At 72.3% G+C, this 22,281-nt stretch carries 18 protein-coding genes; 4 read left to right on the top strand and 14 right to left on the bottom strand.

Annotation, left to right across the window (positions count from 1 at the left end; all coding sequences use genetic code 11):
- Window positions 1-4: 4 nt before the first annotated feature.
- Both AC6I72_RS05550 and AC6I72_RS05545 read right to left on the bottom strand, forming a co-directional pair.
- Window positions 5-748 (bottom strand): SIR2 family NAD-dependent protein deacylase, encoded by a 744-nt coding sequence (locus tag AC6I72_RS05550; protein WP_497999740.1) that lies wholly within the window; start codon window positions 746-748, stop codon window positions 5-7.
- A 93-nt stretch (window positions 749-841) separates the two neighbouring features.
- The gene (locus AC6I72_RS05545) at window positions 842-1,333 is read right to left on the bottom strand and encodes an NUDIX domain-containing protein (protein WP_497999739.1); all 492 of its coding nucleotides are present in this window, start codon (window positions 1,331-1,333) and stop codon (window positions 842-844) included.
- Between the two features lie 278 nt (window positions 1,334-1,611).
- Here AC6I72_RS05545 and AC6I72_RS05540 point away from each other — a divergent pair, with 278 nt between their 5' ends.
- A complete protein-coding gene (locus AC6I72_RS05540; protein WP_498004602.1) occupies window positions 1,612-2,730 on the top strand; it encodes a glycerate kinase in 1,119 nt (372 codons plus the stop codon).
- A 72-nt stretch (window positions 2,731-2,802) separates the two neighbouring features.
- Here the strand turns inward: AC6I72_RS05540 and pssA are convergent, their stop codons facing one another.
- From pssA to AC6I72_RS05495, 9 genes are all read right to left on the bottom strand, one after another.
- Window positions 2,803-3,603 (bottom strand): CDP-diacylglycerol--serine O-phosphatidyltransferase, encoded by an 801-nt coding sequence (gene pssA / locus AC6I72_RS05535; RefSeq protein ID WP_037861186.1) that lies wholly within the window; start codon window positions 3,601-3,603, stop codon window positions 2,803-2,805.
- Window positions 3,604-3,643: 40 nt separating this feature from the next.
- On the bottom strand, window positions 3,644-4,300 hold the full coding sequence (locus AC6I72_RS05530; protein ID WP_497999738.1) for a phosphatidylserine decarboxylase: 657 nt from the start codon (window positions 4,298-4,300) through the stop codon (window positions 3,644-3,646).
- 170 nt (window positions 4,301-4,470) lie between these two features.
- A complete protein-coding gene (locus AC6I72_RS05525; RefSeq protein ID WP_497999737.1) occupies window positions 4,471-5,676 on the bottom strand; it encodes an acyl-CoA dehydrogenase family protein in 1,206 nt (401 codons plus the stop codon).
- Window positions 5,677-6,192 (bottom strand): MaoC family dehydratase, encoded by a 516-nt coding sequence (locus AC6I72_RS05520; RefSeq protein ID WP_497999736.1) that lies wholly within the window; start codon window positions 6,190-6,192, stop codon window positions 5,677-5,679.
- A gap of 5 nt (window positions 6,193-6,197) precedes the next feature.
- On the bottom strand, window positions 6,198-7,172 hold the full coding sequence (locus tag AC6I72_RS05515; RefSeq protein WP_497999735.1) for an HpcH/HpaI aldolase/citrate lyase family protein: 975 nt from the start codon (window positions 7,170-7,172) through the stop codon (window positions 6,198-6,200).
- Window positions 7,169-9,277 (bottom strand): protein meaA, encoded by a 2,109-nt coding sequence (locus AC6I72_RS05510; RefSeq protein WP_498004601.1) that lies wholly within the window; start codon window positions 9,275-9,277, stop codon window positions 7,169-7,171. Before AC6I72_RS05510 ends, AC6I72_RS05515 begins: the two co-directional genes overlap by 4 nt.
- A 59-nt stretch (window positions 9,278-9,336) precedes the next feature.
- Entirely contained in the window at window positions 9,337-10,674 is a 1,338-nt protein-coding gene (gene ccrA / locus AC6I72_RS05505; RefSeq protein WP_498004600.1) for a crotonyl-CoA carboxylase/reductase, read from the bottom strand.
- Between the two features lie 548 nt (window positions 10,675-11,222).
- Complete coding sequence (locus tag AC6I72_RS05500) at window positions 11,223-12,050, bottom strand: TetR family transcriptional regulator (RefSeq protein ID WP_497999734.1); 828 nt, start codon at window positions 12,048-12,050, stop codon at window positions 11,223-11,225.
- Window positions 12,051-12,210: 160 nt separating this feature from the next.
- A complete protein-coding gene (locus AC6I72_RS05495; protein WP_497999733.1) occupies window positions 12,211-14,016 on the bottom strand; it encodes a 3-hydroxyacyl-CoA dehydrogenase family protein in 1,806 nt (601 codons plus the stop codon).
- 418 nt (window positions 14,017-14,434) lie between these two features.
- Between AC6I72_RS05495 and AC6I72_RS05490 the strand changes: the two genes are divergently transcribed.
- Window positions 14,435-15,010: an adenylosuccinate lyase gene (locus tag AC6I72_RS05490; protein WP_037861126.1), complete on the top strand. Its 576-nt coding sequence runs from the start codon at window positions 14,435-14,437 to the stop codon at window positions 15,008-15,010.
- A gap of 185 nt (window positions 15,011-15,195) precedes the next feature.
- Here the strand turns inward: AC6I72_RS05490 and AC6I72_RS05485 are convergent, their stop codons facing one another.
- The 3 genes from AC6I72_RS05485 to AC6I72_RS05475 all read right to left on the bottom strand — a co-directional run bounded on the left by AC6I72_RS05485 (window position 15,196) and on the right by AC6I72_RS05475 (window position 18,652).
- Window positions 15,196-15,594 carry a RidA family protein gene (locus AC6I72_RS05485; RefSeq protein WP_497999732.1) on the bottom strand — a complete coding sequence of 133 codons (399 nt, stop codon included), beginning with the start codon at window positions 15,592-15,594 and terminating at the stop codon, window positions 15,196-15,198.
- Window positions 15,595-15,665: 71 nt separating this feature from the next.
- Window positions 15,666-17,285: an alpha/beta hydrolase gene (locus AC6I72_RS05480; RefSeq protein ID WP_497999731.1), complete on the bottom strand. Its 1,620-nt coding sequence runs from the start codon at window positions 17,283-17,285 to the stop codon at window positions 15,666-15,668.
- Window positions 17,286-17,542: 257 nt separating this feature from the next.
- Window positions 17,543-18,652 carry an Rv2578c family radical SAM protein gene (locus AC6I72_RS05475; RefSeq protein ID WP_497999730.1) on the bottom strand — a complete coding sequence of 370 codons (1,110 nt, stop codon included), beginning with the start codon at window positions 18,650-18,652 and terminating at the stop codon, window positions 17,543-17,545.
- 203 nt (window positions 18,653-18,855) lie between these two features.
- Here AC6I72_RS05475 and AC6I72_RS05470 point away from each other — a divergent pair, with 203 nt between their 5' ends.
- Together AC6I72_RS05470 and AC6I72_RS05465 are read left to right on the top strand one after the other, a co-directional pair.
- Window positions 18,856-19,299: an SRPBCC family protein gene (locus AC6I72_RS05470; protein WP_037861121.1), complete on the top strand. Its 444-nt coding sequence runs from the start codon at window positions 18,856-18,858 to the stop codon at window positions 19,297-19,299.
- Between the two features lie 160 nt (window positions 19,300-19,459).
- Window positions 19,460-21,880, top strand: coding sequence for an MFS transporter (locus AC6I72_RS05465; protein WP_497999729.1), 2,421 nt, complete (start codon window positions 19,460-19,462; stop codon window positions 21,878-21,880).
- Window positions 21,881-22,281: the final 401 nt, after the last annotated feature.

The following is a 22,281-nucleotide window of genomic DNA, read 5'->3' as shown; positions in this document are numbered from 1 at the left end:
CCTACTACAGGTCCGGGGCGCTCTCGTCGCGCAGCCGGTCCAGCAGGGCGGGCAGCGAGGTGCCGATGGGTTCGCGGATCACCTCGTCGGCGATGTCGTCGTACGGCGTCGGTTCGGCGTTGACGACGACGAGCCGGGCGCCGTGGTCGGCGGCGACCCGGGCGAGCCCGGCGGCGGGGTGCACCCGCAGGCTCGTCCCCACGGCGATGAACACCTGGCAGGCCTTGGCGATGGCGACCGCCTCACCCAGCACGACCGGGTCGAGGCGCTCGCCGAACATCACCGTGGCCGACTTGAGGATGCCGCCGCACTCCCGGCAGGGCGGATCGTCCTCGCCGGCCTCGACACGGGCGAGGGCGTCCTCCATGGGCCCGCGGACGTGACAGCTGGTGCACACGAAGTGACGTACCGTGCCGTGCAGTTCGACGACCTTGCGGGCGGGCATCCCGGCGAGCTGGTGCAGCCCGTCCACGTTCTGGGTGATCACACGGACGGGCACCCCGGAGCGCTCAAGCTCGGCCACTGCCCGGTGCGCGGCGTTCGGCTCGGCCCCCAGCGTCCGGTTCTCGCGCCGCATCCGCCAGGACCGCCGCCGGATCTCCGGATCGCCCATGTAGTACGCGTAGGTCACGAGCTTCTCGGCCTCGGGGTCCTTGCGCCACAGCCCGTCGGGGCCGCGGTAGTCCGGGATGCCGGAGTCGGTGGAGACACCGGCTCCGCTGAGGAGGGCGACGAGGGGCTTGGCCATGGGTCCGAGGGTAGGGCGGGCGGCCGGGCCCGGCGAACCCTTGTCAGGGGTACGGGCCTGACGGGGCCGGCGGGGGGAAGGAGCGCGGCGCGGTCAGCCCACGCGGTACCCGTTCTCCAGTTCCGCGGTGCCCGCGCCCTCGGTGAGCACGTCCAGGGCGGCCAGGACCCGCCGGCCCAGCGAGCCCGCCAGATGGGCGGCGAGGTCGTCGCGCGCCACCAGGCGCCAGGACAGCAGTTCCTCCTCCTGGAGCCGGATCGCCTTGAGATCCTCCTCCGCGAGGACCCCGCCGTCGTAGAGGTACGCCACCAGCGGCGGGCGTCCGGTGCCGGGCACCCAGTCCACCGCGAGCAGCCGCCCGAGCGGGCGGTCGAGGCCGATCTCCTCCAGCGTCTCGCGGCGGGCGCCCTGGCGCGGGCTCTCCCCGGTGTCCGATTCGACCGTGCCGCCCGGCAGCGCCCAGCCCTCCCGGTAGTTCGGCTCGACGAGCAGCACCCGCCCCTGGGCGTCTCGGAAGAGGGCGGCGGCACCGGCGAGCACACGGGGCAGGCCGGCGATGTAGGTGGCGTAGTCCGCAGTGGTCATCCAGGAAGGGTAAGGGCAACCGGGGGAGGGGCGGGCGTGGTCGCGGAGCCTCCCGGGAGGTCCGGTGCCCGCCGGGGCAGGTGCTTCCCGGGGCGGCCCGGTGCTGCCCGGGCTGCTGCTCGGCCAGGGCCCGCCGCTTCTCAGGGAGCGGGCGGGGCATGACGGCGGGGGGCGTCGCCGGTTATGGTCACAGCGGCGCGGCTGGCCCCCTGACGTGCGGGGCCCGGAGAGCAAGGGGATGCAAGGTGGCGGACGCTGCAGTGCACGGCACCCGCAGGGTGCTGGTTGCCGCGGACAAGTTCAAGGGCTCGCTGACGGCCGTGCAGGTCGCCGAGCGGGTGACGGCCGGGCTGCGCAGGGTCGTGCCGGACCTGGAGGTCGAGGCGCTCCCCGTGGCCGACGGCGGTGACGGCACCGTGGACGCGGCGGTCGCGGCCGGGTTCGAGCGCCGTGAGGTACGGGTCACCGGCCCCCTCGGCGACGAGGTGACGGCCGCGTTCGCGCTGCGCGGTGACACCGCGGTCGTGGAGATGGCCGAGGCCAGCGGGCTGCAGCGGCTTCCGGCCGGTGTCTTCGCGCCGCTGACGGCCTCCACGTACGGCTCGGGTGAGCTGCTGCGGGCCGCTCTGGAGGCGGGCGCGCGGACGATCGTGTTCGGGGTCGGCGGCAGTGCGACCACCGACGGCGGCGCGGGCATGCTCAGCGCGCTCGGCGCGCGGTTCCTGCGGGCCGACGGGGAGCCGGTCGCGCCCGGCGGCGGGGGGCTGGCGGACCTGGCGCACGCGGACCTGTCCGCGCTCGACCCGCGGCTCGCCGGGGTGGAGTTCGTGCTCGCCAGCGACGTCGACAACCCGCTGACCGGGCCCAAGGGCGCCGCGGCGGTCTACGGGCCGCAGAAGGGCGCCTCGCCCGAGGACGTGGAGACGCTGGACGCGGCCCTGGCGCACTACGCGAAGGTGCTGCAGGGGACGATCGGGGCCAGGGCCGCCGAGTACGCCGCCTCGCCCGGCGCCGGTGCCGCGGGCGGTATCGGGTACGGGGCGCTCATCCTCGGTGCCCGGTTCCGGGCCGGGATCGAGGTCATGCTCGACGTGCTCGGTTTCACGCCCGCGCTGGAGCGGGCCTCCCTGGTGATCACCGGTGAGGGTTCGCTGGACGAGCAGACCCTGCACGGCAAGGCCCCGGCCGGAGTCGCCGCCGCCGCCCGCGCGGCGGACAAGGAGGTCGTCGCGGTGTGCGGGCGGCTCGCGCTCGCCCCCGAGGTGCTGGGCCGGGCCGGGATCCGCCGGGCCTACGCGCTCACGGACATCGAGCCGGACGTGGCGAAGTGCATCGCGGACGCCGGGCCGATCCTGGAGCGGGTGGCCGAGCGCATCGGCGAGCACTTCCTGCGCTGACCCGGCCGGCGGCGGACGAACGGAAGGGCCCCGGAACCGTACGGTTCCGGGGCCCTTCCGTGTGCCGAGGGGTTACGGGAGCTGCGCCGCCCGTGCCTCGCGCCGGTTGTCGCGGAAGTTGTTCACCCGGCGGGCCGTGGCGAACAGCGGGATCACCGCGCCCATCACCAGCTGGAGCGCGCAGCCGGTCTGCAGCAGCAGCTGACCGCTCGGGGCGTCGAAGGCCCAGGCGGCCAGCAGGCCCATCGACAGCACGATCCAGGAGAGCATCGCCACCGCGAGACGGCCGCGCGGCTTGGGGTACTCCACGCGGCTCACCATCAGCCACGCCGTGCCGAGGATCGCCAGCAGCGTCGCCACGAAGGGCAGCTCCAGCAGGACGACGGAGACCACCGTCAGTGCGCCGAACGGCGAGGGCATGCCCTGGAACACGCCGTCCTTCATCGTCACGCAGGAGAATCTCGCCAGCCGCAGGACGACCGCGAGGAGTACGACGATCGCGCCGAGCGCCGCCATCCGCTGGTGGGCGTCGTCGGCGACCATGCCGTAGACCAGCACGAAGTAGGCCGGGGCGAGGCCGAAGCTGATCAGGTCGGAGAGGTTGTCCAGCTCCGCTCCCATGGGGGAGGAGCGCAGCTTGCGCGCGACCAGCCCGTCGAACAGGTCGAAGACCGCCGCGCACAGCATCAGGATGACCGCCGTGGCGGCGCTGTGCCGGGCCATGCCCGACTCCTGGCTGCCGGTGAGGTGCGGGATCAGGATGCCGGTGGTGGTGAAGTACACCGCCATGAACCCGCACGTGGCGTTGCCCAGAGTGAGGGTGTCCGCTATCGACAGGCGCAGCGAGAGGGGCATCTCCTCCTCGTCGTCCATGTCGTCGGCCTCGGGTACCCAGCCGGCCTGGGTCTCGGGATCAATCACGGTCAATGCGAGTCACCCCAGCCACGGTCTTCTGGCCGACCTCGACCGCGACCTCCACGCCCTCGGGCAGGTAGAGGTCGACGCGCGAGCCGAAGCGGATCAGGCCGATCCGCTCGCCCTGCTCGACCTTGGTGCCCGACGGGAGATAGGGGACGATGCGGCGGGCCACCGCGCCGGCGATCTGGATCATCTCGATGTCGCCGAGTTCGGTGTCGAAGTGCCAGACGACCCGCTCGTTGTTCTCGCTCTCCTTGTTGAACGCCGGAACGAACCCGCCGGGAACGTGCTCGACCGACGTGACCGTGCCGGAGAGCGGGGCGCGGTTGACGTGGACGTTCAGCGGGCTCATGAAGATCGCGACGCGGGTGCGGCCGTCCTTCCACGGCATGATGCTCTGCACCACACCGTCGGCGGGCGAGACGACCCGGCCCGGGGTGATCTCGCGCTCGGGGTCGCGGAAGAACCACAGCATCCCCGCCGCGAGCGCGGTGGCGGGGACGGCTACTGCCTTGGCCACGCCCGAGCGGCGGGCGCGGACCAGGCTGACGGCTGCGGTGGCGACGGTCGGCAGAAGCCACGGCGATGCTCCGCGCGCGAGGCGTACGCCGGCGAGGCTGTCGCGAGGTGCAGAGGTTTGGCTGTGGGGCATGGATGACCTTCGTAGCGGATGATGCCGCGCTCTCGACGGGGGACGGCGGCTTTCCGCGATCGTAGCGGTTAAGGGCCACAACTGGGTAAGCCGGGAAGCCGAGTCGACGGCCGAAGACCGCTGACGGGGTGTGATCTTCTTCTCGGAGAAAACACCCCGTATGCGGACATTCAGCCTTGGAACCGATACTCCTCGAGCAGCCGGCGGCCGATGATCATTTTCTGGATCTCGGCGGTACCTTCACCGATGAGCAGCATCGGGGCCTCGCGGTAGAGGCGCTCGATCTCGTACTCCTTCGAGAAGCCGTAGCCGCCGTGGATGCGGAAGGCGTCCTCGACGACCTCCTTGCAGTATTCGGAGGCCAGGTACTTCGCCATGCCCGCCTCAAGGTCATTGCGCTGGCCGGAATCCTTCTTCCGGGCCGCGTTCACCATCATGGCATGGGCGGCCTCGACCTTGGTGGCCATCTCCGCGAGTTTGAACTGAATGGCCTGGTGCTGGGCGATCGGCTTGCCGAAGGTGTGCCGCTGCTGCGCGTAGCGCACGCCCAGCTCGAAGGCGCGCTGGGCGACACCGCAGCCGCGGGCCGCCACGTTCACCCGGCCGACCTCGACCCCGTCCATCATCTGGTAGAAGCCGCGGCCGGTGACCCCGCCGAGCACCCGGTCGGCCGGAACCCGCAGGCCGTCCATGATCAGCTCGGTGGTGTCGACGCCCTTGTAGCCCATCTTGTCGATCTTGCCGGGGATGGTCAGGCCGGGCCGCACCTCACCGGAGCCGGGCTCCTTCTCCACCAGGAAGGTCGTCATCGACTTGTGCGGGGCCGTCCCCTCCGGGTGACCCTCCTCACTGCGGACCAGCACCGCGACCAGCGAGGACGTGCCGCCGTTGGTCAGCCACATCTTCTGGCCGGTCAGGACGTACTCCTCGCCGTCCCGCACCGCCTTCGAGGTGATCGCCGACACGTCCGAGCCCAGGGCCGGCTCCGACATCGAGAAGGCGCCCCGGACCTCGCCGAGGGCCATCCTCGGCAGGAAGTGGTCCTTCTGCTCCTGCGTGCCGTGCTGCTTGAGCATGTACGCGACGATGAAGTGGGTGTTGATGATGCCGGACACCGACATCCAGCCGCGCGCGATCTCCTCCACGCACAGCGCGTACGTCAGCAGCGACTCGCCCAGCCCCCCGTACTCCTCGGGGATCATCAGACCGAAAAGGCCCAGCTCCTTGAGGCCGTCCACGATCTGCTGCGGGTACTCGTCGCGGTGCTCCAGCTCGGTCGCGACCGGGATGATCTCCTTGTCGACGAAGTCCCGCACGGTGGAGACGATCTCCTGCTGGACGTCGGTGAGACCGTGGGTCTGGGCGAGACGGCTCATCTACTTCTTCCCCTGTTCCTCGGGTTCGGGGCGGCCCGGCTGCTCGCCGCCGCGTTCCTTGATGTACGTCCCGGTCGGCACCATCACCTTGCGGCGGAAGACGCACACCACCGTGCCGTCCTGCTTGTAGCCCCGGGTCTCGACGTGCACGATGCCGCGGTCGTCCTTGGACTTCGACGGCCACTTGTCCAGCACGGTCGTCTCGCCGTAGAGGGTGTCGCCGTGGAAGGTCGGCGCCACGTGCCTGAGCGATTCGATCTCCAGGTTCGCGATCGCCTTGCCGGACACGTCGGGGACGCTCATGCCGAGCAGCAGGGAGTAGACGTAGTTCCCGACCACCACGTTCTTGCCGAAGTCCGTCGTCTCCCCGGCGTAGTGCGCGTCCAGGTGGAGCGGGTGGTGGTTCATGGTGAGCAGGCAGAAGAGGTGGTCGTCGTACTCGGTGACCGTCTTGCCGGGCCAGTGCTTGTAGACCGCGCCGACCTCGAACTCCTCGTAGGTGCGTCCGAACTGCATCGCGCTCAGCCCTCCGGGATCTCGAACTTGCTGGTGCGCCGCATGCCGGCGGCGCGGCCCTTGCCCGCCACGACCAGCGCCATCTTGCGGCTGGCCTCGTCGATCATCTCGTCGCCGAGCATCGCCGAGCCCTTCTTGCCGCCGGCCTCGGAGGTGCAGTACTCGTAGGCGTCCAGGATCAGCTCGGCGTGGTCGTAGTCCTCCTGGGAGGGCGAGAAGACCTCGTTGGCGGCCTCCACCTGACCGGGGTGCAGCACCCACTTGCCGTCGAACCCCAGCGCCGCGGCGCGCTGCGCGACCTCCCGGAAGCCGTCCACGTTGCGGATCTGCAGGTAGGGGCCGTCGATCGCCTGGAGGTCGTGGGCACGGGCCGCCATCAGGATCTTCATCAGGATGTAGTGGTAGGCGTCCGCCGGGTAGCCGGGCGGCTGCTCGCCCACGACCAGCGTCTTCATGTTGATGGAGGCCATGAAGTCGGCCGGGCCGAAGATGATCGTCTCGGTGCGCGGCGAGGCGGCGGCGATCTCGTTGACGTTGTTCAGGCCCCGCGCGTTCTCGATCTGCGCCTCGATGCCGATGCGGCCCACCTCGAAGCCCATGGTCTTCTCGATCTGCGTCAGCAGCAGGTCGAGCGCCACGACCTGCTGGGCGCTCTGCACCTTGGGCAGCATGATGCAGTCCAGGTTCTGGCCGGCGCCCTCGACGACGGTGACGACGTCGCGGTACGTCCACTCGGTCGTCCAGTCGTTGACCCGGACCACCCGCGTCTTGCCGCTCCAGTCGCCCTCGTTGAGGAACTTGACGATGGTGTGCCGCGCCTCGGGCTTGGCCAGCGGCGCGCACGCGTCCTCCAGGTCCAGGAAGACCTGGTCGGCGGGCAGACCCTGCGCCTTCTCCAGGAAGCGGGGATTGCTGCCCGGTACGGCCAGGCAGGAGCGCCGCGGGCGCAGTCGGTTGGCCTGGGGAGCGGGGCTGGTCATGCGGGGACCTCCAGGGGGTCGAGCTTGTTCGCTGTGCGGATCTCGTCCACGATGCGGCCGATGATGCCGGTGATGTCGAAGTCCTTCGGGGTGAACACCGCGGCCACTCCGGCGGCCCTCAGCTGTTCGGCGTCACCGCCAGGGATGATGCCACCGGCGATCACCGGGATGTCTGTGGCACCGGCCACACGCAGCCGCTCCAGCACGTCCGGCACCAGTTGCGCGTGCGAGCCGGAGAGGATGGACAGGCCGACCGCGTGCACGTCCTCGGCCAGGGCCGCGTCCACGATCTGCTCGGGGGTCAGCCGGATGCCCTGGTAGACCACCTCGAACCCGGCGTCGCGGGCCCGCACCGCGATCTGCTCGGCGCCGTTGGAGTGCCCGTCCAGGCCCGGCTTGCCGACCAGGAAGCGCAGCTTGCCGACGCCGAGGTCGCGGGCGGTGGCGTCCACCTTGCGGCGCACGTCGTGCAGCGCCGAGCCCTCCGCCGCGGTGATCGCGACCGGCGCGGACGAGACGCCCGTCGGCGCGCGGAACTCGCCGAACACCTCCCGCAGGGCCCCGGCCCACTCGCCGGTGGTGACTCCGGCGCGGGCGCACTCCAGGGTGGCCTCCATGAGGTTGTCGGTGCCCTTGGCGGCCTCCTTCAGCTTCTCCAGCGCCTTGCACGGGCGCGGATGGTTGAAGGGCGGCTGGTAGCGGGTGTCGCGCCAGTGCCGCAGCGAGGCGATGACACGGGCCTCGACAGCCGGGTCGACCGTCTGGACGGCTGTGCCGAGATCCGCGGTCAGGGGACTGGGCTCGGTCGTCTCGAAGATGTTGACGCCCACGATCTTCTCCTGACCGGACTCGATACGGGCGCGGCGCTCGGCGTGCGAGGAGACGAGCTGCGACTTGAGGTAGCCGGACTCGACGGCGGCCATCGCGCCGCCCATCTCCTGAATCCGCTCGATCTCGGCCAGGGACTCCTCGACGAGCGTCGCGACCTTCGCCTCGACGACGTGCGAACCCTCGAAGATGTCCTCGTACTCCAGCAGGTCGCTCTCGTGCGCCAGCACCTGCTGGATGCGCAGCGACCACTGCTGGTCCCAGGGGCGGGGCAGACCCAGGGCCTCGTTCCAGGCCGGCAGCTGCACGGCACGCGCGCGGGCGTCCTTGGAGAGGGTGACGGCCAGCATCTCCAGCACGATCCGCTGGACGTTGTTCTCCGGCTGAGCCTCCGTCAGCCCCAGGGAGTTGACCTGGACGCCGTAGCGGAAGCGGCGGTGTCTGGGGTCCTCGATGCCGTAGCGCTCCAGCGTGATCCTGTCCCAGATCCGCCCGAAGGCGCGCATCTTGCACATCTCCTCGACGAAGCGGACGCCCGCGTTCACGAAGAAGGAGATGCGCCCGACGACGTCGCCCATGCGCTCCGGCGGCACCTGGCCGCTGTCGCGCACGGCGTCCAGGACGGCGATCGCGGTGGACATCGCGTAGGCGATCTCCTGCACCGGCGTGGCCCCGGCCTCCTGCAGGTGGTAGCTGCAGATGTTGATCGGGTTCCACTTCGGGAGGTGGGAGACCGTGTACGCGATCATGTCGGTCGTCAGGCGCAGCGACGGACCCGGCGGGAAGACGTGCGTGCCCCGGGACAGGTACTCCTTGACGATGTCGTTCTGGGTCGTGCCCTGGAGCTTGCTGACGTCGGCGCCCTGCTCCTCGGCGACGACCTGGTAGAGCGCCAGCAGCCACATGGCCGTAGCGTTGATCGTCATCGAGGTGTTCATCTGCTCCAGGGGGATGTCCTGGAACAGCCTGCGCATGTCACCCAGGTGCGCGACCGGCACCCCGACCCGGCCGACCTCGCCGCGGGCGAGGACGTGGTCGGAGTCGTACCCGGTCTGGGTCGGCAGGTCGAAGGCGACCGACAGACCCGTCTGCCCCTTGGCGAGGTTGCGCCGGTACAGCTCGTTGGACGCCTCGGCGGTGGAGTGGCCGGCGTAGGTGCGCATGAGCCACGGCCGGTCCCTGTCCCTTCGCGCCCGCGGCGCGGGGCGCTCCGCGCCGGTGCCGGTGTTCCCCGGCCCGCGGTCGCCGCGCTCCCCTGTCTTCGTCTCCTGCGACACCGGCGCGCCCTGCGCCGCGGGCACTGTCCGACGCTCAGTCATCTCTGCCTCCGGGTGTCTCAGATGTCGCGGAAGCGGTTGATGGCGTCGAGGTGCCGCGCGCGCATCTCCTCGTCGCGCACGCCCAGCCCCTCCTCGGGGGCCATGCACAGCACGCCGACCTTGCCCTGGTGGACGTTGCGGTGCACGTCGTGGGCGGCCTGCCCGGTGTCCTCCAGGGAGTACACCTTCGACAGCGTCGGGTGGATCCTGCCCTTGGCGATGAGACGGTTGGCCTCCCATGCCTCGCGGTAGTTGGCGAAGTGGGAGCCGATGATGCGCTTCAGGGACATCCACAGGTAGCGGTTGTCGTACTGGTGCATGTAGCCCGAGGTCGAGGCGCACGTGGTGATGGTGCCGCCCTTGCGGGTGACGTAGACGCTCGCGCCGAAGGTCTCGCGGCCGGGGTGCTCGAAGACGATGTCGATGTCCTCGCCGCCGGTGAGTTCGCGGATGCGCTTGCCGAAGCGCTTCCACTCCTTGGGGTCCTGGGTGTTCTCGTCCTTCCAGAACCGGTAGCCCTCGGCGTTGCGGTCGATGATCGCCTCGGCGCCCATCGACCGGCAGATGTCCGCCTTCTGCGGCGAGGAGACCACGCAGATCGGGTTGGCGCCGCCGGCCAGCGCGAACTGGGTGGCGTACGAGCCGAGACCACCGCTCGCGCCCCAGATGAGCACGTTGTCGCCCTGCTTCATGCCGGCGCCGTTGCGGGAGACGAGCTGGCGGTAGGCGGTGGAGTTGACCAGGCCGGGCGCTGCGGCCTCCTCCCAGCTGAGGTGGTCCGGCTTGGGCATCAGCTGGTTGGACTTGACGAGGGCGATCTCGGCGAGGCCGCCGAAGTTCGTCTCGAAGCCCCAGATGCGCTGCTCGGGGTCGAGCATGGTGTCGTTGTGCCCGTCGGAGGACTCCAGCTCGACGGAGAGGCAGTGCGCGACGACCTCGTCGCCGGGCTGCCAGGCGTTGACGCCGGGGCCGGTGCGCAGGACCACGCCCGCGAGGTCGGATCCGATGATGTGGTACGGCAGGTCGTGCCGCCTGGTAAGTTCGCTGACCTTGCCGTAGCGCTCCAGGAAACCGAACGTCGACAGGGGCTCGAAGATCGAGGTCCACACGGAGTTGTAGTTCACCGAGGAGGCCATGACGGCCACCAGGGCCTCGCCCGGGCCCAGTTCGGGCAGCGGCACGTCGTCCAGGTGCAGCGACTTGCGCGGGTCCTTGTCGCGGGTCTCCAGACCCGCGAACATCTCCGTCTCGTCCTTGTGCACGGTGATCGCGCGGTACGACTCGGGGAGCGGCAGGGCGGCGAAATCGGCGGACGTGGCGTCCTTCGACTGGATCGCGTCCAGGATGTCCTTCACGGTCACGGTGTTGCCTCCGGCGGTGAGCGGCCCTGTGAGGGTCAGGGGCGCTGAGGGTTCGTCGGTGCGGGGTGGGTGCTGCTGGGGTTCGGGGCGGGTGCCGTCGGTTCGGCGGGGTGCCGGCGGTGCGGCGAGTGGTGCGTGGCGGCGCTTTGTGGCGCGGAAGATGCCTGTGACGCAGGCGTCCGGGCGTGCGGGCGGGGCCCGCCGGGACAGTCGGCACGCGGTGCGGTCGCTGCGTGCCGGTCGCCCGGACACCTTCAACGTATGACACCGCGTGTCAGCTGACAAGGCACTGAGTGCCACAACTTTCGCTCAGACGAAATCTTTACGCGACAGATGAGCGATGATCGATCGAACGGGCCCGGAAAGGCGGGCGAAAAGCGCCTCTGACATGCCGAAACGGCCACCCCGAAGGGTGGCCGTGAACGCCGCGCGCCGACGGTGGCGTGGCCGTCAGGGGCGCGCGGGAGGGTGCCCGACGGTGCCGGAGCCCGTGGTGGGTGCGGTGCCGGAGCCGTGGTGCGTGCCGAAGGGGAGGGCGGTGCTCAGCGCTCCTTCAGCGCCTCCTCGATGGTCCGCATGACCTCGTCCAGCGGCGCGTCGGTGCGGGCCACGGTGACCAGGACCTCGCCCTGCCGGGAGACCGCCGCGGGAGGGGCGGCGGCCGGCCGGGCCGCCGCACCGGCCGTGGAGCGGCCCGCCCCGATCCCCGTCCCGAAGGTCTTGCGGACGATCGCGAAGGCGTGGTCGAGCTGCGCCTCCACGTCGCCCTGGCCGTCCGCCCGCAGCCAGCGCCGCAGCACGTGGTTGTGCGCGGTGACCACCGCCGAGGCGGCGACCTCGGCCAGCAGCGGGTCGTCGTTGGCGTCGTCCGCGTGCGCGCGCTCGTCGAAGTGGCCCAGCAGATACCGGGTGAACAGGCGCTCGTAGCGGGCCACCGAGGCGATCTCCGCCTCGCGCAGCGTCGGCACCTCGCGGGTCAGCCTGTAGCGGGCGACCGAGATCTCCGGCCGGGCCGCGTACATCTTCATGACCTCTTTGATGCCGCGGCAGACCGTGTCGAGCGGGTGCTCGTGCGCCGGGGCGGCGTTGAGGACGGCCTCCGCGCGGACGAGCGTGTCGTCGTGGTCGGGGAAGATCGCCTCTTCCTTGGAGCGGAAGTGGCGGAAGAAGGTGCGGCGGGCGACCCCGGCCGCCGCGGCGATCTCGTCGACCGTGGTCGCCTCGTACCCCTTGGTCGCGAACAGCTCCATGGCCGCGGCGGCCAGTTCCCGGCGCATTTTGAGCCGCTGGGCGGCGGCGCGGGAGCCGGCGGCGCTCTCCGGAGCGTCGGGCGCGGCGGGTGTACGTGAGGACTTGGCGGGCTGGGGCATGACCCGAACGTACTGCATACGCGCAGCCCGGTGCGCGGGTGCCCGGCCTTCGCCGGGCCCGGTGACCGGGGGCGGGGTCGCCGGTTCGAGCAGACCGCCCCACTCGGCGCCCTCCTGGAACCGGCCACCCGGCCACTGGCCGGCCCGCTCGCCCGGCCGGTCAGCGGCGGGCATGTTCGCGGAAGCCGCGGCCCGTCTTGCGGCCGAGGCAGCCCGCGGCCACCAGGTGCTCCAGGAGGGGCGCCGGGGCCAGGCCCGGCTCGCGGAACTCGTGGTGCAGGACCTTCTCGATGGCCAGCGAGACGTCCAGGCCGACCACGTCCAGCAGCTCGAAGGGCCCCATCGGGTAGCCGCCGCCCAGCTTCATCGCCGCGTCGATGTCGTCCAGCGAGGCGTAGTGCTCCTGCACCATCTTGATCGCGTTGTTGAGGTACGGGAACAGCAGGGCGTTGACGATGAACCCGGCCCGGTCCCCGCAGTCCACCGCGTGCTTGCCGATCGTGGCGCACACCTCGCGGACGGTGGCGTGGACGTCGTCGGCGGTCAGCACCGTACGCACCACCTCGACCAGCTTCATGGCCGGGGCCGGATTGAAGAAGTGCATGCCGATCACGTCCTGCGGGCGCGAGGTGGCACGGGCGCAGGCGACCACCGGCAGCGAGGAGGTGGTGGTGGCCAGCACCGCGCCCGGCTTGCAGACCTTGTCCAGCGTGCCGAACAACTGCTGCTTGACGGCCAGGTCCTCGGCGACCGCCTCCACGGCCAGGTCCACGTCGGCGAAGTCGTCGTACGTGCCGGTGGCCGTGATCCGGTCCAGGGTCCGAGCCGCGGCCTCGGCGGACAGCCGGCCCTTGTCGACGGAGCGCGAAAGGGACCTGCCGATGCGGGCCTTGGCGGCCTGTGCCTTCTCGGCGCTGCGCGCGGCGAGCACCACCTCGTACCCGGCCTTCGCGAACACCTCCGCGATGCCGGAGGCCATGGTGCCCGAGCCGGCCACCCCGACAGCGCGGACGGACCGGCCCGGGACGAGGGCGTCGCCGTCCAGCGGGGTGAGCGCGTCCCGCACCACCGTGCCGCTGCCCGCCGAGGCGTAGGTGTAGAAGCCGCGGCCCGCCTTGCGGCCGGTCAGACCCGCCTCGCTGAGCTGCTTGAGGACCGGCGCGGGGGCGTGCAGCCGGTCACGGGACTCGGCGTACATGGCCTCCAGCACCGTCCGGGCGGTGTCGACGCCGATCAGGTCGAGCAGCGCCAGCGGGCCCATCGGCAGCCCGCAGCCGAGCCGCATCGCGGCGTCGATGTCCTCCCGGGAGGCGTACTTGGCCTCGTACATCGCGGCGGCTTGGTTGAGGTAGCCGAACAGCAGCCCGTCGGCGACGAACCCGGGCCGGTCGCCGACCGCGACCGGCTCCTTGCCCAGTTCGACGGCGAGGTCGGTGACGGCGGCGACGGCCTGCGGCGCGGTCAGCACCGAGGAGACGACCTCGACCAGCTTCATGGCCGGGGCCGGGTTGAAGAAGTGCAGGCCGAGCACGCGCTCGGGGCGGGCCGAGTCCGCGGCCAGGCGGGTCACCGACAGGGCGTTGGTGCCGGTCGCCAGGATCGTCTCGGGGCGCACCACGGCGTCCAGTTCGCGGAAGATCCGGTGCTTGATCTCGTACGACTCCGGTGCCACCTCGATGACCAGGTCGGCGTCGGCCGCGGCGGTCAGGTCGGCACAGGTGCGCACGCGGGCGAGGACGTCCGCGCGCTCCTGCTCGGTCAGGCGTCCGCGCGCCACCGCGTGGGCGGTCGAGGCCTCCAGGGCGGCGACGGACCGGGCGGCCGCCGCTTCGCTGATGTCGATGCCGACGACCTCGCGGCCGGCGCGGGCCAGGACTTCGGTGATGCCGGTGCCCATGGTGCCGAGACCGATGACGGCCACGGTCTTCAGCGGGCAGGCGGGTGTGTCGGAGAGGGGAGCGGCCATCGCGGGACTCCAGGAATGAGGGGTGACGACTGGGAGCGCGGCCCGGTGCGCCGTTGGCGCACCGGGTGCGGAAGGAGAGGGTGCGGGTGCTGCCGGGCTGCGTGCGCACACGCCCGGGTGCCGTTGCCGCGGGCGCGCACACGCCCGCACGGCGCGGTACCGGCCGGCTCTGTCCCCGAGCCGGGTCGTACACCGGTGCCGGTGGTACCAGCGGTACCCGAAGCACCGGGGGCACCGGGAACCGGTGCCGGACCGACAGCACTCGCGGTGGCTGCGTCACCAGGCCACTGCGAGTCGGTGCGAGCGGTGGCTCGCTCGTCTGAGATTAACCCGTGGGTAACGAGCGCGCCAGGGACGAGGGTCCCCGAGTTTGCGAGGCGGCTCCCGCACGGCCGGTCACGCCTCTAAGGTGGCCCTCGTGGACGAAGAGTTGCGATCACTCACGGAGCGTTTACGGCAGGAGTCGGGCGGGACGGCGGAGTACCGGCAGCTCGTGGCGACGCAGGACCTCGACGAACTGGCCGGTGTCCTCACCGCCGCGGGGCGGCCGCTGTGGGCCAGGGAACTGGCCGCCTTCCGGCTGGGGACCGCGGGCGACCGCCGGGCCTTCGAGTCCCTCGTCCTGCTCCTCAACCACCGTGACCCCCCGCGCTGCGCCAGCGCCGCGCACGCCCTGGCCCGCCTCGGTGACCCCCGCACGGCCCGCGCGGCGGCGGCTCTCGCCACCAACGAACTGCGCGTCGCCTACGCCCTGCACCCGGTGCGCCTCCTCGTCGCCCTGCGGGCCCCCGAGTCGGTGCCCGCGCTGATCACCACGCTGCGCCGGCGGCTGCGCCCGCACGATCCCTACCGCCGGGTGGCGCTCGCCTGCGTGGAGGGCCTCGGCGCGCTCGGTGACGCCCGCGCCCGTCCGGTGCTCGACGAGGCCCTCGCCCACCCGGCCCTCGCCGAGGCGGCCGTCCACGCACTGGCCCGGCTCCCGAAGCAGCGGTGAAGCAGCGGGAGCGCCCGCTCGGCCGGGCAGCTCCCCGACGTACCGCACCCCGGGCACGGCGAGGCCGTCCGCCTCGAAGGAGAACTGGGCACCATCACCGCGGAAACCCGCGCGTCGGAAGAGACACCGGGCGCGGGTGTTCCCGTCGCAGCCGGCCGGCGCCGTCTCCCGCACGCCGGCAGCCCTCACCCGCCCACCACCGCGAACGCCTCGATCTCCATCAGGAACTCCGGGTGGACCAGGGCGGCGACCTGGACGGCCGAGCAGGCGGGGAGGCGGTCGTCGGGTATGTGGGCGGCGCGGGCCTCGCGGATGGCCGGCAGGTGGGTCATGTCGGTGACGAAATAGGTGAGTTTGACGACGTCGTCGAAGGTCGCGCCGGCCGCCGACAGGCAGCGGCGGAGGTTTTCGAAGACCTGGCGGGCCTGGGCCGCCGGATCGCCCTCCCCGACGAGCGCGCCCTTCTCGTCCAGGGCGAGCTGGCCCGAGACGGCGACGAACCGGCCGGTGCCCAGGACGACATGGGAGTACTGGGCTGCGGGGGCGACGCCCTCGGGGGCGGGGATCCTGGTCAGTTCGCTCATGCCCCCATGGTGGACCATGGCTCTGACAGTCAGGCCCGCCCCCGCCCCCGCCCCCGAGGGGCCCCAACGCCTCAGCGCCGGAAGCGGACCAGGTCGTGCAGGGCCGCCCCGCGGGCCGCGCCGGTGCCGCGCGGCGGCGCCGCGGCCGAGGCCCTGGCGCTCAGCGGCTTCGGGTCGGGCGCCTTCCGGCAGACGGCGTCGGCCCCGCCGGCCCCGTCGGCCCCGTCGGCCGCACCGCGCGGCACCGTGCCGTTGCCCAGGTACGCCGACAAGTACGCGTCCAGGCACGCGTTCCCGCTCAGGGTGATGCCGTGGTTGCCGCCGCCCTGCTCGACGACCAGGCTGGAGCCCGCCAGCAACCGGTGCACCCGTACGCCGCCCTCGTACGGGGTGGCGGCGTCGTCGGTCGCCTGGAACAGCAGCACCGGCGGCAGGTCGCGGTTGGCGATGTCCACCGGCCGCGCGGCCGCGCCCGGCCAGAACGCGCACGGCGCGTTGTACCAGGTGTTGTTCCAGGCCATGAACGGTGCCTTGTCGTACATCGCCCAGGTGTCCTCGCGCCACTGCCGCCACTCGCGCGGCCAGGCGGCGTCACGGCACTGCACCGAGGAGTAGACGCTGTAGCCGTTGCCGGCGGCGGCGTCGACGGCGCCGAAGTCCTCGTAGGCCTGGACGAGCGGGCCGGTCCTGTGGTCCTTCACGTACGCGGCGAACGCCTGGGCCAGATAGGGCCAGTAGCCGTTGTAGTAGCCGCCGGGGACGAAGGTGTCCTCCAGTTCGGAGGCGCCGACCCTGCCCGCCGCGGGTTTCCCGGCGAGCGCCGACCGCATCGTGTACCACGCGTCCTCGACCCGGGCCGGGTCGGTGCCCAGGTGGTAGGCCGCGTCGTTGCGGGCGACCCAGGCCATGAACGCGCGGTGGCGGTCGTCGAAGGCCTGGTCCTGCCGGAGGTTGTCGTCGTACCAGATCCCGCTCGGGTCCACGACCGAGTCCAGCACCAGCCGCCGCACCCGCCCGGGGAACAGCTTGGCGTACACCGCGCCGAGGTAGGTGCCGTAGGAGTAGCCGAAGTAGTTGATCTTCCGGGCGCCCAGGGCCCGGCGGACGGCGTCCATGTCCTGGACGGCGTCGACGGTGCCGATGTACGGCAGCACGCTCGCGTACTTCTTCGCGCAGGCGGCGGCGAAGGAGCGCACGCGCGCGAGGTTGGCCTGTTCGAGCGCGGCGGTGGCGGGCACCGAGTCCGGGCGCACGGTCCTGAAGTGCCCGGGCGCGCAGTCCAGCGCGGGGCTGCTCCGGCCCACCCCGCGCGGGTCGAAACCGATGACGTCGTACTGGGCCGCGACCGCCCCCGGCAGCGCGGAGGCGACGAAGGGGGCGAGGGAGAGCCCGCTGCCGCCGGGGCCGCCCGGGTTGACCAGCAGCGGCCCCTGGTACGTCTTCGCGGTGTGCGGGACGCGGGACAGCGCCAGTGTGATCTGCCGTCCGGACGGCCGCCGGTGGTCCAGCGGCACCTTCACCGTGCCGCACTGGAGCGTCGGATGGTCGGTGGTGCCGCACTTCTTCCAGCTGATCGCGGCGGCTCGGGCGGCGGCTGCGGGGTGCGGTGTGCGCGCGTCGGCGGGGACGGCGGTGACGGTACCGGCCACGACGAGTGCGGCACCGCACAGCACGGCAGCGCGTGTTCTCATGCGTCCTCCCAGGACGGAGAGGCTGCGGACCGCGCGTCCCGCGATCCTCGCCGCATCGTCCCGGAAAGCACCCCCGGAAGAACGCGAACCGGGGGCTGTTGACCCGAATGGGCTGACCGATGCGCTCGAACGATCCCCGGTGCGCCGGCGACGGCCCCCGGCCTCCCGGCGGCCGCCCCGGCGCCGGGGTGATCACCTGTGGCGTCCCGCTGCCGGGCGATCACCCGCGGCGTCCCGGCGGTCCCGGAGGGACGGTCTCAGAGGAGCGAGAGCTGGACCGGTTCGGGGGGTGCCGGCGCCGGCGCGGGGGCCGGTCCGGGGGAGTCCTGGCCGAGTGGCGGCGCCTGCGGCCGGATGCGCCGCGCCGCGCCCGGGCGCGCGGGGCCGATCCCGTACTCCTCGGCCAGCTCGTGCACCTGACGGGTGATCCGGCGCTGGTACCACTTGGGCGCGTAGGCGCCGTCGGCGTACAGCCGCTCGTAGCGCCGCACCAGGTGCGGGTGGTGCTGCTCCAGCCACGCCATGTACCACTCCCGGGCGCCGGGCCGCAGGTGCAGGGTGAGCGGGGTGACGGAGGTGGCCCCCGCCGCCGCGATGGCCCGCACCGTCGCCCGCAGTTGCGCGGGGTGGTCGCCGAGGAAGGGGATCACCGGCGCCATCAGCACCCCGCAGCCGATGCCGTGCTCCCCGAGGGTGCGTACGACGTCCAGGCGGCGCTCGGGTGCCGGTGTGCCCGGCTCCACCGTGCGCCACAGCTCGTGGTCGGTGAAGCCCACGGAGACGGAGATGCCCACGTCGGTGACCTCGGCTGCCCGCACCAGCAGGTCCAGGTCGCGCAGGATCAGCGTGCCCTTGGTCAGGATCGAGAAGGGGTTCGCGCGTTCGGTCAGCGCGGAGATGATGCCGGGCATCAGGCGGTAGCGGCCCTCGGCGCGCTGGTAGCAGTCGACGTTGGTGCCCATCGCGATGTGCTCGCCCTGCCAGCGGCGCGCGGCGAGCTGGTGGCGCAGCAGCTCGGGCGCGTTCACCTTGACCACGATCTGGGTGTCGAAGCCGAGACCGGTGTCCAGGTCCAGGTAGCTGTGCGTCTTGCGGGCGAAACAGTAGACGCACGCGTGCGTGCAGCCCCGGTAGGGGTTGACCGTCCATTCGAACGGCATGCGGGAGGCCCCGGGGACCCGGTTGATGATCGAGCGGGCCCGGACCTCGTGGAAGGTGATCCCGCGGAACTCGGGCGTGTCGAACGTGCGGGTGGTGACCGCGTCCGCGCCGAAGAGCGCGGCGTCGGCCCGGCTGTGTCCGGTGTCCCCGGAGTGTCCGGACTCCCCGGTGTTCCCGGAGTCCGCTGTGAGGTTGTCCCAGCGCATGACGCCTCCTCGGTAGCACTCCTCACAGAATAGAACACACGTTCCCATGATCGTGCGGATGACCGCGGCGGACCCGTTCCGGAGTCGTCCGCGACCGTCCGCCGCACCGGGTCCGATCACTTGCCGCACCCCGATTTGGGGCCCCGGGGAGCGGGGTGGTTGGCTTGCCCCAACCCTGAGAACGGATGTCCTGGAGGAACCCCATGGCGCAGGTCGAGGCCACTACGGAGCGGGTCGTCGCGGCGGACGCGGAGAAGGTGTTCGACGCCCTCGCCGACTACAGCGGCACCCGCGAGCGGCTGCTGCCCGAGCACTTCAGCGAGTACGAGGTGCGCGAGGGCGGCGACGGCGAGGGCACCCTCGTCCACTGGAAGCTCCAGGCCACCAGCAAGCGCGTCCGCGACTGCCTGCTGGAGGTGAGCGAGCCCACCGACGGCGAACTGGTCGAGAAGGACCGCAACTCCTCCATGGTCACCACCTGGCGGGTCACCCCGGCCGGCGAGGGCAGGTCCCGCGTCGTCGTCACCACCACCTGGCAGGGCGCGGGCGGCATCGGCGGCTTCTTCGAGAAGACGTTCGCCCCCAAGGGCCTCGGCCGGATCTACGACGCCCTGCTCGCCCGGCTCGCCACCGAGGTCGAGAAGTAGTCCCGCCCCGCAACTGACCCGGTAGCGGCCCCCGTTGGCCGCGTCACCGGTTCGGGTGATCTCCCCACCGCCCCGCCTCGCGCCGTAACCCCGCGGGCTGTCCGTAGTTGTCGCTTTGCGCGCGGAATCTGCGCGCCAGTGCGACGAGGGAGAGGGTCAAGTGGGCGGGATCACTCTGGTGCAGGACGAACCGGTCGCGGCGCCACCGGAGACCCGCCCCGCGCCCGCCGGGAGCACCGCCGTGCTCCCGGCCGGCGCCGACCCGCTCAGCCCCCGCCGGGTCCGGCTGGTCTTCGTCGGACTCATGCTCGCGCTGCTCCTGGCCGCCCTGGACCAGATGATCGTCGCCACCGCGCTCCCCAAGGTCGTCGGGGAGCTGCACGGCCTGGACAAGATGTCCTGGGCGATCACCGCCTACCTGCTCACGGCCACCGTGGGACTGCCCGTCTACGGCAAGCTCGGCGACCTGGTGGGCCGCAAGGGGGTCTTCCAGTTCGCCATCGCGGTCTTCGTCATCGGCTCCGCACTGGCCGGGCGGGCCGGGACCATGGACCAGCTGATCGCCTTCCGCGCCGTACAGGGGCTCGGCGCCGGCGGCCTGATGATCGGCGTGCAGGCCATCATCGCGGACATCGTGCCGCCCCGGCAGCGCGGCCGGTTCATGGGGCTCATCGGCGCCGCCTTCGGCCTCGCCTCCGTCGCCGGCCCCCTGCTCGGCGGGTACTTCACCGACCACCTCTCCTGGCGGTGGTGCTTCTACATCAACGTGCCCTTCGGCCTGGTCACCTTCGCGGTCGTCACCGTCGTACTGAAGCTGCCCAGGCCGCGGGTCAAGGCACGCTTCGACATCCTCGGCACGCTGCTGCTCGGCACCGCCTCGACGTGCGCGGTGCTGCTGACCAGCTGGGGCGGCACCGAGTACGCCTGGGGATCGCGCGTCATCCTCGGCCTGGGCGCGGGCGCCGCCGTCGCGGCCGTCCTCTTCGCCGTCGCCGAACGCTTCGCCGCCGAACCCCTCATCCCGCTGCGGCTCTTTCGCGACTCCGTCTTCAACATCAGCGGCCTGGTCGGCCTGGTCGTCGGCGTCGCCCTGTTCGGCGCGGCCAGCTACCTGCCGACCTTCCTGCAGATGGTCGACGGCGCCTCCGCCACCGAGTCCGGGCTGCTCATGCTGCCCATGATGGGCGGCATCGTGGTGGCGTCCATCGTCTCCGGGCAGCTCATCAGCCACACCGGCCGCTACAAGATCCACCCGCTGCTCGGCTCCGCCCTGTCCGTCGTCGGCATGTGGCTGCTGTCCCGGCTGGAGGTCGACACCTCCCGGCTGGAGTACAGCATCTGGATGGCCGTCCTCGGCGCGGGCATCGGCCTGGTGATGCCCGTCCTCGTGCTGGCCGTGCAGAACTCCGTGCGCCCCGCCGACCTCGGCACCGCGACCAGCGCCAACAACTACTTCCGCCAGATCGGCGGGAGCGTCGGCGCGGCCGTCTTCGGCACCCTCTTCGCCGACCGGCTCGCCGCCGCCCTGCGCGACCGCCTGCCCGCGCGCGCGGGCGCCGCCCTCCCCGACCCCGAGTCGATCACCCCGCAGGTGGTGCACGCGCTGCCGCCGGCGCTGCGCGACGCCTACATCCAGGCGTACGCCGACGCGATGCCGCGGATCTTCCTCTACCTCGTGCCGGTGCTCGTCCTCGGCCTGATCATCGCCTTCTTCCTCAAGGAGAAACCGCTGGTGTCCCACAACGCCCCCGCCCCGGCCGCCTTCGAGACCGAGCCGGCGCCCCTGAACCACACCGTGCCGCCGTCGCGGGCGCCGTACCCGGCCGGAGTCCCCGTCTGCGGCACGGTGCAGCACGCGGACGGGACCGTCGTGCCGCGCGCCGCGCTCACCCTGATCGACGTCGGCGGACAGCAGATCGGACGGGGCGCCAGCGGCGAGGACGGGCGGTACGCGCTGTCCACGCCGGGCACCGGCTCGTACGTCCTGATCGCCGCGGCCGGCGGGCACCAGCCGCAGGCGGTCTCCGTGACCGTCGGCGAGCGGCCCGTCGAACTCGACGTCGTCCTCGGCGGCGCCGGACGTCTCGCGGGCAGTGTGTGCACCGCGGACGGCACGCCGGTGCGCGACGCGACCGTCACCCTCACCAACGTGCACGGCGAGGTCGTCGCCAGCACCCGCAGCGGACGCGAGGGCGGCTACGTCATCACCGAACTGGTCGCGGGGGAGTACACCCTCGCCGCCAGCGCGCCCGCCTTCCGCCCGGCCGCGCTGCCCGTCAGCGTGCAGGCCTCCCGCGAGACCCGCCAGGACGTGGAACTGGCGGGCGGCGCCGTCCTGCGCGGCACCGTGCGGGCGAGCGCGGGACGGCCCGTCGAGGACGCGCGCGTGACGCTGCTCGACGCGGCGGGCAACGTCGTCGACACGCTCACCACCGGACCCGACGGATCGTTCCGGTTCGTGGACCTGTCCTCCGGCGAGTACACCGTGATCGCGGCCGGCTACCCGCCGGTCGCCACGGTGCTCCAGGTCGCGGGCGGCGGACGCACCGAACGCGACCTCCAGCTCGGCCACGAGGACTGAGCGCACCGGCGGCGGGGCGCGCCGGGGCACGGGCGGCGGGGCGCGCCGGGGCACGGGGCGCGTGGTGTCCCAGGGGCGCACCGGCGGCCCTGCGCGCCCCGTGCCCGCCGGCCGACGGGCCACCGGGACGCCGGAGTGCACACCGCCTCGCCGCGCGAGCCGGTTCCCGGGTTCGCCGCACATCGGGCTCGTGAGCGGCCCGGTGAACCCGGTCTCGCAGTCGGGTCCGGTGCCCCGGGTCTTCCCGGTCGCGGCCCGGTGCTCCGGTCTAGCCACCGCAGCCCGGCCATCCCCGGTCAGGCCATCCCCGGCCGCACCCACAGCGGCCCTGCCCCAGGCTGAGCGGTCACGCCCTGACATCCTGGTCCCGCGCCGCCGCGGCCCGCGCCCCGGCCCGCAGC

This window comes from Streptomyces sp. Xyl84 (assembly GCF_059731885.1).
The sequence above is the reverse complement of the archived record's forward strand: the minus strand, read 5'-3'. Positions and strand labels throughout refer to the sequence as shown.

Coding starts and splice junctions, on each gene's coding strand:
- AC6I72_RS05515 (WP_497999735.1), bottom strand. CDS start 7,172: ATGACCAGCCCCGCTCCCCAGGCCAACCGACTGCGCCCGCGGCGCTCC.
- AC6I72_RS05470 (WP_037861121.1), top strand. CDS start 18,856: ATGGCGCAGGTCGAGGCCACTACGGAGCGGGTCGTCGCGGCGGACGCG.
- AC6I72_RS05520 (WP_497999736.1), bottom strand. CDS start 6,192: ATGCAGTTCGGACGCACCTACGAGGAGTTCGAGGTCGGCGCGGTCTAC.
- AC6I72_RS05485 (WP_497999732.1), bottom strand. CDS start 15,594: ATGAGCGAACTGACCAGGATCCCCGCCCCCGAGGGCGTCGCCCCCGCA.
- AC6I72_RS05525 (WP_497999737.1), bottom strand. CDS start 5,676: ATGAGCCGTCTCGCCCAGACCCACGGTCTCACCGACGTCCAGCAGGAG.
- AC6I72_RS05500 (WP_497999734.1), bottom strand. CDS start 12,050: ATGCCCCAGCCCGCCAAGTCCTCACGTACACCCGCCGCGCCCGACGCT.
- AC6I72_RS05480 (WP_497999731.1), bottom strand. CDS start 17,285: ATGAGAACACGCGCTGCCGTGCTGTGCGGTGCCGCACTCGTCGTGGCC.
- AC6I72_RS05495 (WP_497999733.1), bottom strand. CDS start 14,016: ATGGCCGCTCCCCTCTCCGACACACCCGCCTGCCCGCTGAAGACCGTG.
- AC6I72_RS05475 (WP_497999730.1), bottom strand. CDS start 18,652: ATGCGCTGGGACAACCTCACAGCGGACTCCGGGAACACCGGGGAGTCC.
- pssA (WP_037861186.1), bottom strand. CDS start 3,603: ATGGACGACGAGGAGGAGATGCCCCTCTCGCTGCGCCTGTCGATAGCG.
- AC6I72_RS05545 (WP_497999739.1), bottom strand. CDS start 1,333: ATGACCACTGCGGACTACGCCACCTACATCGCCGGCCTGCCCCGTGTG.
- AC6I72_RS05550 (WP_497999740.1), bottom strand. CDS start 748: ATGGCCAAGCCCCTCGTCGCCCTCCTCAGCGGAGCCGGTGTCTCCACC.
- AC6I72_RS05530 (WP_497999738.1), bottom strand. CDS start 4,300: ATGCCCCACAGCCAAACCTCTGCACCTCGCGACAGCCTCGCCGGCGTA.